This is a genomic window from Streptomyces sp. NPDC058051 (genome assembly GCF_042885475.1).
GTDB lineage: Bacteria > Actinomycetota > Actinomycetes > Streptomycetales > Streptomycetaceae > Streptomyces.
Window position 1 is genome coordinate 62,524 of record NZ_JBHVRW010000016.1, and the last position, 14,742, is coordinate 77,265.

13 protein-coding genes are annotated in these 14,742 nt (G+C 70.6%); 9 read left to right on the top strand and 4 right to left on the bottom strand.

From position 1 onward, the window contains the following. Positions 1-65 precede the first annotated feature (65 nt). Positions 66-437 carry a hypothetical protein gene (locus ACFVUT_RS24040; RefSeq protein ID WP_389656880.1) on the bottom strand — a complete coding sequence of 124 codons (372 nt, stop codon included), beginning with the start codon at positions 435-437 and terminating at the stop codon, positions 66-68. An 89-nt stretch (positions 438-526) separates the two neighbouring features. Continuing rightward, positions 527-976 (bottom strand): hypothetical protein, encoded by a 450-nt coding sequence (locus tag ACFVUT_RS24045; RefSeq protein ID WP_389656883.1) that lies wholly within the window; start codon positions 974-976, stop codon positions 527-529. 923 nt (positions 977-1,899) lie between these two features. Between ACFVUT_RS24045 and ACFVUT_RS24050 the strand changes: the two genes are divergently transcribed. Together ACFVUT_RS24050 and ACFVUT_RS24055 are read left to right on the top strand one after the other, a co-directional pair. Further along, the gene (locus ACFVUT_RS24050) at positions 1,900-4,137 is read left to right on the top strand and encodes an MMPL family transporter (RefSeq protein ID WP_389656886.1); all 2,238 of its coding nucleotides are present in this window, start codon (positions 1,900-1,902) and stop codon (positions 4,135-4,137) included. Beyond that, on the top strand, positions 4,137-4,691 hold the full coding sequence (locus ACFVUT_RS24055; RefSeq protein ID WP_389656980.1) for a GNAT family N-acetyltransferase: 555 nt from the start codon (positions 4,137-4,139) through the stop codon (positions 4,689-4,691). The genes ACFVUT_RS24050 and ACFVUT_RS24055 overlap by 1 nt, the downstream gene beginning before the upstream one ends. A 170-nt stretch (positions 4,692-4,861) precedes the next feature. Here ACFVUT_RS24055 and ACFVUT_RS24060 read toward each other — a convergent pair whose 3' ends face one another. Next, entirely contained in the window at positions 4,862-7,333 is a 2,472-nt protein-coding gene (locus tag ACFVUT_RS24060) for a helix-turn-helix domain-containing protein (protein ID WP_389656889.1), read from the bottom strand. Positions 7,334-7,635: 302 nt separating this feature from the next. Between ACFVUT_RS24060 and ACFVUT_RS24065 the strand changes: the two genes are divergently transcribed. The 5 genes from ACFVUT_RS24065 to ACFVUT_RS24085 all read left to right on the top strand — a co-directional run bounded on the left by ACFVUT_RS24065 (position 7,636) and on the right by ACFVUT_RS24085 (position 12,207). Beyond that, positions 7,636-7,863 carry a hypothetical protein gene (locus ACFVUT_RS24065; RefSeq protein WP_389656892.1) on the top strand — a complete coding sequence of 76 codons (228 nt, stop codon included), beginning with the start codon at positions 7,636-7,638 and terminating at the stop codon, positions 7,861-7,863. Positions 7,864-7,927: 64 nt separating this feature from the next. Then, a complete protein-coding gene (locus ACFVUT_RS24070) occupies positions 7,928-9,190 on the top strand; it encodes a serine hydrolase domain-containing protein (RefSeq protein ID WP_389656895.1) in 1,263 nt (420 codons plus the stop codon). Between the two features lie 136 nt (positions 9,191-9,326). Then, a complete protein-coding gene (locus ACFVUT_RS24075) occupies positions 9,327-10,412 on the top strand; it encodes an alpha/beta hydrolase (protein WP_389656898.1) in 1,086 nt (361 codons plus the stop codon). 94 nt (positions 10,413-10,506) lie between these two features. Continuing rightward, complete coding sequence (locus tag ACFVUT_RS24080; RefSeq protein ID WP_389656901.1) at positions 10,507-11,217, top strand: hypothetical protein; 711 nt, start codon at positions 10,507-10,509, stop codon at positions 11,215-11,217. Between the two features lie 321 nt (positions 11,218-11,538). Further along, positions 11,539-12,207 carry a GntR family transcriptional regulator gene (locus ACFVUT_RS24085; RefSeq protein ID WP_389656904.1) on the top strand — a complete coding sequence of 223 codons (669 nt, stop codon included), beginning with the start codon at positions 11,539-11,541 and terminating at the stop codon, positions 12,205-12,207. Between the two features lie 49 nt (positions 12,208-12,256). On the opposite strand, the gene ACFVUT_RS24090 is transcribed toward ACFVUT_RS24085, so the two are convergent. Continuing rightward, a complete protein-coding gene (locus ACFVUT_RS24090) occupies positions 12,257-13,030 on the bottom strand; it encodes an SDR family NAD(P)-dependent oxidoreductase (protein ID WP_389656907.1) in 774 nt (257 codons plus the stop codon). A gap of 122 nt (positions 13,031-13,152) precedes the next feature. Between ACFVUT_RS24090 and ACFVUT_RS24095 the strand changes: the two genes are divergently transcribed. Both ACFVUT_RS24095 and ACFVUT_RS24100 read left to right on the top strand, forming a co-directional pair. Then, positions 13,153-13,782 carry a bifunctional 4-hydroxy-2-oxoglutarate aldolase/2-dehydro-3-deoxy-phosphogluconate aldolase gene (locus ACFVUT_RS24095; protein ID WP_389656910.1) on the top strand — a complete coding sequence of 210 codons (630 nt, stop codon included), beginning with the start codon at positions 13,153-13,155 and terminating at the stop codon, positions 13,780-13,782. Further along, positions 13,779-14,726 (top strand): sugar kinase, encoded by a 948-nt coding sequence (locus ACFVUT_RS24100; protein WP_389656913.1) that lies wholly within the window; start codon positions 13,779-13,781, stop codon positions 14,724-14,726. Before ACFVUT_RS24095 ends, ACFVUT_RS24100 begins: the two co-directional genes overlap by 4 nt. Positions 14,727-14,742 lie beyond the last annotated feature (16 nt).

The following is a 14,742-nucleotide window of genomic DNA, read 5'->3' on the forward strand; positions in this document are numbered from 1 at the left end:
TGCGTCTTGGTGCTGCCTCGACATGTCGCGAGCTTAGCCGCCAGGCCGTCTGGCCAGCAGTTGCGTCAGTCAGGTTCTGCGGGGCCGGGCGTGACCTGAGTGGCTGGCCCGTTCCCGCCGACGCGCATGTCCTGCAGCGGCTCTCTGTCGAGCACTTCGACATACATGATCTTCCCGTTCACGACATCCAGGATGATCATTCCCTTGGAGGGTGACAGTGGCACACACCGATGCCCCGGGCCGAACGGCTGCCCGTCGGGATGCGGCTCCGTCTTGAAGCTCTGGCAGAAGGCGTCGGTGCAACCGCAACCAGCGACCAAGCGCAGGTCCCACGCGCAGATGGCGAGCGCGCTCTCGCCCTCTTCCTCCAGAAGGGCAACCAGCTCGCTGACAAGTTCAGGAAATACGTCGCGAACGAGGGGATGCTCCAGGCCCATGAGGCGAGACCGTATCGAATCCGCCTGCACCGGCTGAACAGGTTTTGACTGCCGACCAGATCAGAAGGAGGGCTCAACGTGGTCAATGGTCAGTCACGAACCGCGTTCACAACCTGGCCTGGTTCATCGCTCGCCGACCAGGCGGCTCGATCGCCGGAGCCCTGCAAGACCGCCACCACGGCATCCAAATCTTCGAGGGCTACGCCGGCACCAGCGACTCCGGATTCCGCGCGGAAGTCGAGAGCGAACAAGCCCTCGCCCGCGGCGAGCACTACCTCGCCATGGTCGACGCCCACGAACACACCGACCTGACCGGCCCGGCTGCCGCCGAAGCGGCCCGCCGCCTCGAAGGCTTCGGCCACCGGACCCGCTTCCAGGGCATCGTCGTCACCGACGAACGGCGCCTGAAACGGATCATGGAACGGGAAGACCCCGCTGTCTGTCCCGGCACCTGCATCACCTGCGTCCACGACCACAGCAAGGCACTCTGCGAACGAGCCCGCAGAGGCCGCTTCGAAGGGCTGCCCGATCACGGCCAACGCCAACCCCTCGCCTGCCGGCCCGCCGCGTTGACGCACCCCACGAATCCCGGGTCCGGGCAGCACTGGACGAACTTCGCCAGCGAGCGGGCGCCAACGGCACCCAGCCGAGCGTCCTGGCCCTGGCCAGCAAGTTCGGCATGAGCAACACGACCTTCTGCCGCTACTTCCCCGACATCGCACAGGAGATCGCCGCCCTCCGATCAGCACCGCCGACGCCAGGAGCCCCAAGCGAACCGACCCGCTACGACAGGCTCGTCGCCCGAAACGCCAAGCTCAAGCGTCACAACCGCGAGCTCACCGAGACCCTCACCCTCGCCGCCTGCCACATCCAGCGAATCACTCTGGAGAACCAGAAGCTGAGAGAAGAACTTGAGGCAGCCATGGGCGTCACTCGCCTGCCCCCATCCCCTCCAGGCGATCGGCGACCAGATGAGGAAGTGGTCAACGGTCAACCGCAAACCCTGGCCACAAGGAGATCGAGGACCTGTACGAGGACGAACTGGAGGCGGAGCAGGAGCGACTGGCCGGGTGAGCCGACGGCGGACCCCGTCGGTCCGGAGCCCGTGGCCGGACCAGGGAGCGGAGCGGGCCCGGATGCCGAGGTGGTGCACAGGCCCCACCAGGCCCGAGGGCGGCGACGGCGCGGTGGGTCCGCAGCACGCGGCGGGTACGGAAGACGCGGTGGGTCCGCAGCACGCGGTGGGTACGGAAGACGCGGTGGGCGGGGAACGCGCGGTGGAGGCGGGTGCGATGACTTCAGCACGCCGTCGCGCGTGCGCAAGCAGTTGTGAGTAAGGCCACGAAAGGGGCAAAGGATCAACGGCGGCTGCCAGAGTGTCGGTTCTCAGGTCATGTGTTCTTTGCGGGTAATTCATGTCTTGTCCCGGTAAAGAGCCACGAACCCTCAGGGAGCACGTCCGTTGGCTGCCATTGCCCGCTGGTGCGTCCGGCACCGCCTCGTCGCTGTTCTCATCTGGCTCCTCGCTCTCGGCGGCGCGGCCACCGCGGCGGGTTTCGCGGGTTCCGCCTACTCCAACGACTACGACGTGCCAGGCACGGAGGCCGGCCGGGCCGCCGAGATCCTCCAGAGCGGGTTCACGGACCTGGGCGGTGACACGGACACCGTCGTCTGGCACACCACCGACTCCACCGTGCGGGCCGCCGATGTCCGGCAGACGATGACCCGGACCCTGCACGCGATCGACGAACTGCCGGGCGTGGGCGCCGTCACCAGTCCCTACGGGGAGTCCGGCGCCGGGCAGATCAGCGAGGACGGCCACACCGCCTACGCCACGATCACCTTCGACCGGCAGCCCGAGGACATACCGGTGCAGCAGGCCCGTGCGGTCGTCGACACCGCGAAGGCAGCCGCCGGCGATCACCTCCAGGTGGAGCTGGGCGGCTCGGCCGTCGCCCTCACCGAGGCGTCGTCCATCCACTTCAGCGAGGCCATCGGGGTCCTCGTCGCGGCGGTCGTCCTCTTCCTCGCGTTCGGCTCGCTCGCCGCCAGCATGCTGCCCATCGCCACCGCCCTCGTCTCCGTCGGCACGGCGTACGCGGGCATCGTGCTGCTCGGCCATGTGATGACCGTCGCCGACTTCGCCCCCATGCTGGGCATGCTGATCGGGCTCGGCGTCGGCATCGACTACGCGCTGTTCATCGTCACCCGGCACCGCACGGGACTGCGCCGAGGCATGACGGTCGACGAGGCTGCGCGCAACGCCGTCGCGACGACCGGGCGGGCCGTCGTCTTCGCCGGGGCCACCGTCTGTATCGCCCTGCTCGGCATGCTGATCCTGCGCCTCGGGTTCCTCAACGGTGTCGCGATCGCCGCCTCGCTCACGGTCGTCCTGACCGTGGCCGCGTCGGTGACCCTGCTGCCGGCCCTGCTGTCCTTCATCGGCATGCGGGCGCTGAGCCGGCGCGAACGCGCAAGGCTGGCCGAGCACGGACCGCGGCCGGAACCGCCCACCGGCTTCGCCGCCCGCTGGTCCGCGTTCGTCGAGCGCCGGCCCAAGCTGCTCGGGGCGTTCGCCGCGGTGGTGATGCTGGTCCTCGCGCTGCCCACGTTCTCCCTGCACCTGGGCACCTCCGACCAGGGCAACAACCCCTCCTCGTCGACCACCCGGCAGGCGTACGACCTGCTGGCCGACGCCTTCGGTCCCGGCGTCAACGGCCCGCTGACGATCGCCGCGCAGCTCGACGGCGCGGACGACCGGCTCGCGATGGACGGCCTTCCGGCCACGCTGCGAGCCACCGACGGCGTGGCCTCGGTCGGCCCGGTCACGTACAACAACAGGGGCAGCGCGGCCTTCGTCACCGTCCTGCCGACCTCGTCGCCGCAGTCGCGGGAGACCAGCGCGCTCGTGGACCGGCTGCGTGCGGACGTCCTCCCGCAGGCCGAGGAGAACACCTCGCTCCGGGCGCACGTGGGCGGAGTGACGGCCGGCTACGACGACTTCGCCCAGGTGATCATCGGCAAGCTCCCGCTCTTCGTCGGCGTCGTCATAGCGCTCGGCTGTCTGCTCCTGCTGCTGGCCTTCCGGTCGATCGGCATTCCGCTGAAGGCCGCCGCGATGAACGTGGCCGCCGTCGCCTCCTCGTTCGGAGTCGTCGTCGCGGTCTTCCAGTGGGGGTGGGGGAGCGAGCTGCTGGGACTGGGCAGCTCGGGACCGGTCGAACCGTTCCTGCCGGTCATCATGGTGTCCGTGCTCTTCGGACTCTCCATGGACTACCAGGTGTTCCTGGTCGGGCGGATGTACGAGGAGTGGCTGGAGACCGGCGACAACCGGCGGGCGGTCCGGGTCGGCCTCGCCGAGACCGGCCGTGTGATCAACTCCGCGGCCGTGATCATGATCTCGGTCTTCCTCGCGTTCGTCCTCAGCGGGGACCGGGTCATCGCCATGTTCGGCATCGCGCTCGCCGCGGCGGTCGCCCTCGACGCGTTCGTCCTCCGTACGCTGCTGGTCCCCGCGCTGATGCACCTGCTGGGCGGCGCGAACTGGTGGCTGCCGCGCTGGCTGGACCGGCGTCTTCCGCGGATCAGCATCGAACCTCCCGCATGCCGTGCGCCGCGTGCGAAAATCCCGCAGGCGGCACCGTCGGCGGAAGCCGTGTCCGCCGCACGGGCGGTGGAAGCGGTTCGAGGAGGAGCATGATGTTCGCGACATCCCTGGGCGACGACGGCGCGGAACTGCGTCCGCTGGAGATCTGGCAGGCGGAGGAGTTCCTCGCGCACGTGGACCGGGCCCGCGAGATCGTCGACCCCTGGATCCCCTTCGCCTCCTTCGCCACCGACCTGGACTCGGCGCGTGCCCTGCTCCGGCGGTACGCGGAGAAGCAGGCGGCCGACACGGGGCGGCTCTACGGCATCTGGCTGGACGACACGCTCGTCGGCGGTGTCCTGTTCCGGATCTTCGACGCGGAGTCGGGCACCTGCGAGATCGGCTGCTGGCTGGAACCGGCGGGGGAGGGGCGCGGCCTGGTCACGCGGGCGGCCGGGAAGCTGATCGACTGGGCGGTCCACGAGCGCGGCATGCACCGGGTGGAGTGGCACGCGTCCGCCGCGAACACCCGCAGCATCGCCGTGGCCAAGCGGCTCGGCATGACCCGCGACGGGGTGCTGCGCGAGAGCTACCTCTACCGCGGCGAGCGGCACGACTCGGAGATCTGGTCCGTACTGGCCCGGGAGTGGCGGGCGCGGAAGGGCTGAGACCGGGCGGGCGCGGAAGGGCTGAGACCGGGCGGGCGCGCAAGGACTGAGACCGGGCGAGCGCGGATGGACTGAGACCGGGCGGGCGCGGAAGGGCTGAGACCGGGCGGGCGCGGCGTACCGCCGGCCGGGGCGCCGCGCCCCTGCGCCCTCCCGGCCCTCCACGCCTGCTACGCCCCGGGGCCGAACCTGGCCGGTGTGTACGTGCTCTGGTGCTCGCGGTACGACCGGGCCAGGTGGTGCTGGAGCCGGATGTGGCGGAACTGGTACACCGCGCCGGTCTGGCGCAGGACGCCCCGGCGGTAGGCGTCGTCCAGGAAGGCCACCGTGTCCCAGGGCAGCTTGCCGGTCAGCGGCAGCCAGACCCGCGACAGGACCAGCCACCGCCCCCAGGCGGTGAACGAGAGCGCGTACGAGCACGTGCCGCCGAGCCCGCCGATGGCGCCGATGACCAGCCCGTCCGCCGCGCTCCAGACCAGTGGTCCGAGGACGCCGTCGAGCAGGCCGGTGATCAGATGCCCGCCGACCGCGATCGCCAGGGTGAGCATCGGCACCAGTACGAGAACCTGCCGGACCACCGTTGCGCGGTTCGAGGCCAGCAGACCGGCCGGGGTGGCCGCGGAGGCGACGTCCAGCGGCGCTTCGAGCGCGGCCATGATTCCGAAGACGAGTCCGGCGCCCGCCCCGAAGATCAGCCCGAGGACCAGCATGTTGATGAGCGTGCCCTTGACCACCTGCTCGTTCGCGAGCGGAATTCCGTAGAACAGCCAGCGCTGGAGGGCGAGGGCACAGGCGCATCCGACCCCCATCACGAATCCGCCCAGCAGAACGGTGGCGAACCGGGCGACGAACGTACGGACCGGTCTGCGGCCGACGCCGGTGCCCGCGCCGGGCAGCCGCAGCCGCACATGGGCCGGTTCGAAGGCCGTGGTGCCGAACCGGGCCAGGATCGCGTGGACGCACCCGAAGGCGAGACCCGCGGTCGCCCCCATCGAACCCCCCAGCAGGAGGGCCTCGCCGACCGGGAACGGCAGGTTGACCAGGTTGACGAACCACTCGGCGAGGGCGACGCAGAGCGCCGAGGACACCACCACCGACAGGAGGCGGGTGGACAGCCGCAGCGAATCACCGATCCGCCACCACGCGAGGTCCTGCTGGTCGAGGTCGAGCCGGGCCAGATGGTGAGCGAGATAGCCGAGCCAGCGCTCGGCGCGCTCCGGATCGCGGTGCCGCTCCCGGCGGCCGGCGGCGCTCCGCTCGGCGACGCGGCGCCGGTAGACCGTCGGGACGAAACCCGCCAGCAGATGCTCTTCGAGCGAGTTCTCGTCCGGGAACCGCTCGGCGTCCAGCAGTTCGGCCGGATTCCTGTCGGGTGCCTCGCTGTACATCGTCCGCGCCAGGATGATCATGAGCGGAGTGCTCAGAACCCTGGCCAGGGGTGTGCCCGCGCCGTCCTCCTGAGCACGCAGCCGGTCCAGGACGGGGTTCCACACCGCCCCGCTGCCGCCGTCGCCGCGGGGGACCGGCCGGGCCGTCCTGGGCAGATAGGCGGCGAGGTCGTCGAGGGTGAGATCGGTGAGTTCGAGACCGGCGGCCCAGACCAGCGGGGCACCCGCCTCCTGGACGGCCTCGGCGAACTCGCCGCGGCGGCTGGTCAGGACGAGTGGGAGCGAGGTGGAGTTGAGTACCTCAAGGGCCGTACTCCGCAGACCTTCCGCGAGCTCGTCGAACCCGTCCAGGACCGGCAGTAAGAGATCTGCGTCGACCAGGGCGGAGGCCAGCGTCGACCCGCCCGGGGCTCTGCGGGTGAGATGCGGGTGGTCGCGCACCAGCCGGTCGATCAGCCAGTCCCGCAGCGCGACGGCCGTGGGATCCCAGGACCCGAGACTGAAGATCACCGGTACCCGGTCGTGCGCCTCCCGGGCCTCCAGCCGGTCCAGGGCGAACCTGATCGTCAGGATCGATTTTCCGGAGCCCGCCCGGCCGAGAACCACCAGCCGCCCGGACAGGATGCGCCGGTAGACCTCGGCCACACTGCCCAGATCGCCGCTCAGATCCATTCGTTCCGACGTCGCTCCCGGCGGCAGGCGCTGAATGTTCTCCGAATGATCCGTCAGGGATTCGGGTGCGTCCTTCCAGCGCACGGGAAGCGGAAAGGGATCGTGGACGCGCCGGTGTTCCTCCTCGCGCTGCCAGCGGCGCCTGATTTCCCTCGCCAATTCTGTCGCGGCGGTGATGAGTTCGCCATGAACCGGTGACGGGACGGAGGCAGGGCGGGGTTTCGGGCCGGAGTTCTGCGCGGGAACTGCGACGGGCGTGGATTCGGGTCCGGGTCCGGGAACGGGCTCGTGCGCCGGTTCGTGATCCGGTGCCGCGGGGCCGTCGGACGGTTCGGCGGCCGCGGCATCCGGCTCGCCCGTCGACCTCGCGAGCGTGGCCGCGAGCCGCTGACGGTCCTCGGGCCCGGCCTCCAGCGCGTCCGCCAGCAGGTTCACCGTCCCCAGCCGGTGATCGCCGGTTCTGCCGTTCTCCAGTCTGCGGATCGTACGCACGCTCACCCCGGACCGTGCCTCCAGTTGCTCCTGCGTCAGTCCCGATCGATTCCGCAGCCGACGCAACAACGTGCCGAGCTGATCCGCCACTTCGACATCCCTCCACCACCGGGCGCGGTCGCCGATGACCCTACCGGTGACGACCGGTCATAAATGACCGGTCGCCTGTCCTGTTCGGGCAATGGCGCGAACGCCACGATCGGTGGTGTCCGGCAGGTGCGCCGACACGGGGCGGCGCACCCCGCCGGGCATTCGAGAAGCAGAAGGCGTCCGCGGCCGGCCGGCGGGGAACCACCGGCCGGCCGCCGCGGACCGCAGGGCCGGGCCGGCTCCGGCGTCGGACGTGATCGCCTCTCATGGCTTTCTCCTGCAACGACTCATGAGGAGTGGACATGGCCTACCGGTTCTGGTGCGGCGAATGCGGATTCAAGACGCCGTGGCTTGCGGAATCCGAGGGTGCGCGGCGCCAGTTGGAGCACTACACCAAGCAACACCCCGAAATTCCCGCAGGCGGCCATGTGGAAACCAATCGGAAAAATCCGGACGGCGGCCTCGGATGTTTTCAAGCGGCGGGAATCATCGTCCTGTTGCTGATCATCGCGGTCGCGTGTCGACGCTGAGGCGCGGCCGGAATCCCATCACGTAGCCGGAATGACCAACCGACCGAAAGGGACAGGAAATAAAATGAGCATGTTCGACGAATTCGGAACAGCCGGTGCGACCGTTCCGTTGACCCCGTACGCCCGTGGCGCGGCCGGGCGCCCCTCGCCGGCGCGCGGGCACCGGCGCTGGCTGCTGCCGGTGGCCACCGCCGCCTGCCTGCTGATGACCGGCGTCGGCCCGGCGACCGCCGCTGCCCCGGCTGCCGACTCCTCGGCCGCCGCCCCGGCCACCGATGCCCAGACCCCCGCCGACATCCTGCAGGCCGGCGCCCAGCAGGGGGTCGCCGACGGATACCCGGGCGTGATCGGCATGGTCCGGAAGGGCGACACCACCCAGTACGTCCACGCGGGTGTGGGCAACCGCGCGACGAACGTACCCGCGGACCCGAAGGCGACGTTCCGGATCGGCAGCAACACCAAGGCGTTCATCTCCACCGTGCTGCTCCAGCTGGAGGGCGAGGGGAAGCTCTCGCTGGACGACACCGTCGCCCGATGGCTGCCGGGGGCGGTCGCCGCCAACGGCTACGACGGCTCGGAGATCACGATCCGTCAGCTGCTCAACCACACCTCGGGCCTGCCCGACTACCTCAGCGCCGTGCAGATCAACGGGCCGTACTACCTCAACATCAACCCCAGGGAGGTCCTGCCGCCGCAGACCCTGGTCAACGTCGGCCTCGGCCTGCGGGCGCCGACCTCCGCGCCGGGGGAGAAGTTCGCCTACTCCAACACCAACTACGTGCTCGCCGGCATGGTGATCAAGGCTGTCACCGGCTCGGAACCGGCCGCGGAGGTCCAGCAGCGCATCATCGAGCCGCTCGGTCTGAGCGACACCAGCTTCCCCACCGCCGATCCCGTGCTCTACGGCAACTACCTCCACGGCTACGTACTCCGGGCGATCCTCATCGACGACGCCACGGTCTCCAACGTGCAGGTCAGCGGGAGCGCCGGTGCCATGGTGTCGACCATGGACGACCTGGCCACCTTCTCCCGGGCGCTGCTCACCGGACAACTCCTGGAGCCTGCGCAGATGACCGAGCTCAAGACCACTGTCCCGGTGACCGCCGACGCCGGCTACGGGCTGGGCATCGAACACGTGAAGCTGTCCTGCGGGAAGTGGGCCTGGGGGCACAACGGCGCCGTGCTCGGCTACTTCAGCGAGTGGATCACCAGCGAGGACGGCACCGAGCAGGCACTGCACGCGAACAACGAGTTCCATATGCTCGCCGGAACTCAGGGACAGGCCCACACGGGCACGGCCATGACGGACGCGTTCTGCGCGCTCTGAGGACTGCGACCGGACGGGCGCTCCGAGAGCTGCGACCGGACGGGCGCTCCGGGTGGCCGGGCCGATACGCGGCCCGGCCACCCGGCAAGGCTCTTCACCCACCGCGAGAGCCGCCCGCTCTCGGAGAGGACACCCGATGAGAACGCTGCTGACCGCCTGGCGGACGCGGACGGCTGTCGCCGCCGCCGTGCTGACCGTGACCGCGACACTCGCGGCCCCGCTCGCGCACGCCGAGGACCCCGCCCCGCCGGTGCTGTCCGACGGATTCGGCCTGACCCAGGTCGCCGGGGGCACCGAAGTGCGCTCGGACACCGACTTCACGATCACCGTGACCACCCGGCAGGTGGCGGGGCAGCACAAGATCCGCGTCTTCCTGCCCAGCGGCTACCGCGCCGACCCCGGGAAGCGCTGGCCGGTGACGTACTTCCTGCACGGCGGAGGCGGAACCGTGAACGACGCCGCGGCTGCCCCGGCGCTGCGCTCGGACGCGATGATCACCGTCGTGCCGGACGCCGGCCTGAAGGGCTGGTTCGCCGACTGGGTCATGCAGAACACCGCTGAGGGCGCGGCGAACTGGGAGACCTTCCACCTGGAGCAGGTCGTCCCCTTCATCGACGCGAACCTGCGCACCATCGCCGACAAGGGCCACCGGGCCGTCGTCGGACTGTCGATGGGCGGGTTCGGCGCCCTGCACTACGGCGAGGCCCGCCCCGACCTCTTCGGCCATGTCGCCTCGCTGTCCGGCGGCATCGACTTCGGCATGGCGGAGGTCCGCGGCGCGGTCCTGGCCACGGAACTCAACGTCACGGGCGCCTGGTGCGCCGTGAGCACCTCCACCCCGTCCGGGACCGGCCAGTGCACCGGTTACGGCCCCACCGTCGACAGCGACGCGATCTTCGGCTCCCCCTACCCGGTGCTGGACGCGGACCGGGTCTGGAAGGCGGTCGACCCCGCCGCCACGACCAACCTGGCCGAGCTCGCCGGTGCCGACGTCACGCTCTACACCGGTGACCAGGGCCTGATCGACCACTTCACCCAGATCGCCGCCCGGAACGTCAAGGCCCGGCTGGACCGGCTCGGACTCCCCAGCCGCCTCGTCGACTACGGTGACGGGTCGGCGCTGGCGCCCACCTGTGACGGCGGCCACAACTACGGCTGCTGGGCCCCCGCGCTGGCCGATTACATCCCGCGGCTCCAGGACTCGTTCGACACGGCCGGCTGACCCCCTGCGCAATCAGGCCCGGCCCCGGCGGGCGCCCGCCGGGGCCGGGCGGACGTTAAGAGGGTTCTCATCCGGGCCGCCTAGCGTGCGGGACATGAACCCTGGAACCTCCAAGAACCCCACCGGCCCCGCCGTGCTCGACGGCGAGGCGGCCACGGCCGACGAGAACACCACCGAGGACGCGGCCGGCACCCTCGACAAGGGGGCGGACGGAGCCGAAGGAGAGCGCGCGGCGGCGGACGGCAGCAAGGCGGGTGCCGCTGCGGATCCCGGCCAGGACCCCGGATCCGAGGCCCCCGGCGACGCCGGTTCCCACGTCCAGGATGTCGACCTCACGGACCTTGACGGCGAGGACTCCGACCTGACCGACCTCGACGACGAGGACTCCGACACCGGGCCGTCCGGCCTGGTACCGGCCGCCGCGGCCGTGGCCGCCGCAGGGCTCGGTGTCGTCGCCCTCACGGGATCCTGGACCGGCAAGGTCATCGCCGAGCGCGAGACCCTGATCGGCCAGATCAAGACCTCGGGCGGCGGCACCGCGGCCCAGCAGATCTCCGAGATCTACGGCGATGCCTGGCACTCCACCGCGCTGGTCAACGGTCTCTTCGCGCTGCTCGCCCTGCTGGTCGGCATCTTCGCCCTGGTCCGTCCGGCCTTCGGCGCACCGTCCGCGCAGCCGCAGCCCGGCTGGGTGCGCGCCGTCGCGGCAGCGGGTATCGCGCTCGGCGTCCTCGGCCTGCTGATCTCTGTCGGCATGTACTTCGACCTCATCGTCGCCCTGCCGACCGCCGGCTCCGCCACCTGAGTGAGCGGCAGCGGTGAGTACGCCCCGCTCCAACCACGCCACCGTCCGAGAGGCCGTCCCGTTCCGCGGGGCGGCCTCTCGCTCGGGGTCACGGCCACGGCATGTGGCGTCGGTCGGTCCGGCACCCGGACGGGAGGCCGGCCACCATGCACCCGAGAAGACCGGGCAGCCGGCCCGTCGGCTCCTCCGGCTGCCCTCCGGCAGGGGCGGATCGTGGCGTGCAACCGCGCCTGGAAGACCGTCGGACGGAGGCAGGAGTGCGGGTCCGGGAGGGCCGGAAAGCGCCTCCGAACTGGAACGAATATCGCATACGATGGACGAATGGCAGAGAAGACCTGGGCCACCCGGCTCCCCGAGGTGAAGAGCAAAGCCGACCTGGCGTACGACAGCCTGCGCGACGCCATTGTCTCCGGCTACGTGCGCCCGGGCGAGCGCATCAACATGGACGAGGTGGCCCGGAACCTGGGGGTGAGCAAGATCCCGATCCGCGAAGCCATCAAGCGGCTGGAGTCCGAGGGGCTGGTCACCTCACGCGTCCACTCCGGTGTGGTCGTGGCCCATGTCGACAAGACCGAGATGCGCGGGGTGTTCCTGGCTCGCGAGGCGATCGACGGGCTGGTCGCCAGGCTGGCCGCCGAGAGGAGCGACGACCGGCTCCTGTCCGATCTGCAGGGCGTGCAGGACGAGATGCGGGCCGCCCTGCGCACCGGGGACACCGACGAGCTGCAGCGGCTCAACTCCGAGTTCCACGGGGTCCTGGCCGAGGCCAGTGGCTACCGCATCCTGGCGGAGTTGACCGAGCAACTGCTGCTGACCATTCGCCGCTACCGCATTGCGGCTCCGCAGGACACCCAGAACTGGTCCGTCATCATCGAGGAGCACGACGCCATCATGGACGCCCTGCGCCGCGAAGATCCCGCGGCAGCGGCCACCGCCGCCCAGGCACACACCATTTCGCAGGCCGGCCACGAGGTGGCCGATCACACCTGAGGACCGGCACGGGGCGAGTTCCCTCCTGCCGGGTTCGAAGCCGGATTCCTCAGCCCTGGTGAAGAGGCGGCAGCCCCATGTGCTCCCGGTGCTCGTCACGCAGCAGACTGGCAGCGCTGACGGATGAGGCGCCCGCATCGAGCACCAGCTCCGAGCCGGCGAGCAGTGCCGCCTCTTCGGACGCGGCGTAGGCGACCGCGGCGGCGACCTGCTCCGGGGTGCCGAGCAGGCGCATGGGGTTGGACTCGCGCAATCTCGCCTCGTCGTCGCCCGAGCCCAGGCGCGACTCCGTGGCCGGGGTGCGTACCCAGCCCGGCGAGACGGTCACGAAAGAAATGCCGTGGCGCCCGTAGTCGACGGTGAGCTGCCGGCCGAGGGCGGCCAGTGCCGCCTTGGCGGCCGCGTAGGCCGGAAGCCCGGGAGCCGCCGTGCGGTGCAGCACCGAACCGATCATGACGACGCGGCCGCCGCCGGCCGAGATCATCGATGGCAGCACCTCTCGCACACACAGGAAAACGGACGTGAGGTTGGCTTTGAGGACTCTGTGCCATTCCTCCTCGCTGGTGTGATGGAGGGCCGTCCCCTCGGTCAGTCCCGCACAGGTGACCAGGACGTCGATGCCGCCGTGGTCGGTGATCACACCGCGGACGAGTTCTCGCACATCCTGCGCGCACGTCACGTCGGCACGGCAGGGGAAGACACCGTTCAGTTTCGGGTCATGGAGGTCGGCACCCACCACGCGGAAGCCGTCTGCGACGAAGCGGCTCGCGACCGCGCGGCCGATGCCGCCCGCGGCACCAGTGATCAACGCTGTTCTGCTCATTCGGAAACGACCACCTGTTCTGCGGCAGTGACGCCTCGGGGTCGGTCCCGGGGCCGGGGTTGAAGGATCGAAAGAAAGGTATACGATCTACTAAATAACAGCAACGGCACCAGGAGGCGCCCATGCCGACCCCGCAGCTCCTCAGCAAACTCGGCAGGCAAAGACTGCTGGCCATCGTGCGCGGAACCGACACGCAAGCCGCGCTCGACACGGTGCTCACCCTGTTCCGTTCCGGGGTTGACCTCGTCGAGGTGTCCCTGACCAGCACCGACGCGCTCACCGTCATCGAGAAGGCACGAGCCGCGCTCGGCCCGGACGCCCTGCTGGGCGCCGGAACCCTCTTGACGGCGCGGCAAGCCCGTTCGGCTGCGCAGGCCGGCGCCTGCTTCGGGGTCACACCGGGTGTCACCGCTGCCGTCGCGGAGTGCCGGGCCCTGGATCTGCCCGTGTTCGCCGGTGCCTTCACCCCTACGGAGGTCGCCGCGGCGGTGGGCGAGGGCGCGAGTGCCGTCAAGCTGTTCCCCGCCTCCGTCGGCGGACCGCTGTACTTCAAGGCCCTGCGCGATCCCTTCCCCGACATCCCGTTCGTACCCGTGGGCGGCGTGGACGCGGAGGCCGCCCGGGACTACCTGGCCGCCGGCGCCCTGGCCGTCGGGGTCGGCGGTCCGCTCGTCGGTGACGCGGCTCGCGGCGGGTCGCTCGACGCGCTCGCCGAACGTGCGGCGCGCTTTCGAGAGGTGACGTCCCGATGATTGACGTGCTGACTTTCGGAGAGACCATGGCCGCCCTCCGGGCAGGTCAGCCGCTGCAGCTGGGTGGCAGCCTGAACCTGTCCGTGGCGGGCGCGGAGTCGAACGTGGCCATCGGCCTGGCCCGGCTCGGCCACTCGGCCCGATGGGCCGGGCTGACCGGCAACGACGAGTTCGGGCGCCTGGTGCTGCGGACCCTGCGCGCGGAGAACGTCGATGTCTCCTTTGCCGGCACCACCGACGCCGGCCCCACGGGCCTGGTGGTGTTCGAGCCCCGCATCGCCGACCTGGTCCGGGTGACCTACTACCGCACGGGTTCCGCCGGCAGCACTCTGTCCGCCGTCCATCTGCGCGAAGCGCTCAATGACGGCGCCCGACTCGTGCACGTCTCCGGCGTCACGGCGGCCCTTGGCCCCGGTCCCAGGGGGGCCGTCACAGAAGCCGTACAGCGCGCGGCGGGTCGCGGGGCTCTCGTCTGCGTGGACGTGAACTACCGCAGCCGACTGTGGCCGCCCGGCGAGGCCGCATCGGCGTTGCGTCCGCTGGCCCGGTACACCGACATCCTCATCGCCTCCGACGACGAGCTGTCCCTGGTGGCGGACGAGCGGGCGACGACGGAACGCGCCCGCGTGGAGTCCCTTTTCGAGAGGGGCGTGAACGAAGTGGTGATCAAGCGCGGGGCCGACGGCGCCGAGGTGTTCCACGCCGGCGGCTCGACGTCCCTTCCGGCCCTGCCGGTCCGGGTCCGCGACACGGTCGGAGCGGGCGACGCGTTCGTCGCGGGTTACCTGTCCGGCCTTCTCGACGGCGAGCCGGTGCAGGCCCGGCTGGCACGAGCCGTCGCGACCGGTGCCTTCGCGGTCGCCTCCCGCGGTGACTGGGAAGGCTCGCCGACACGTGAGGAGCTGGACCTGTTGTCCGTCGCGCCAGGCGGCACCATCAGGTGACTTTCATGGAAATGGA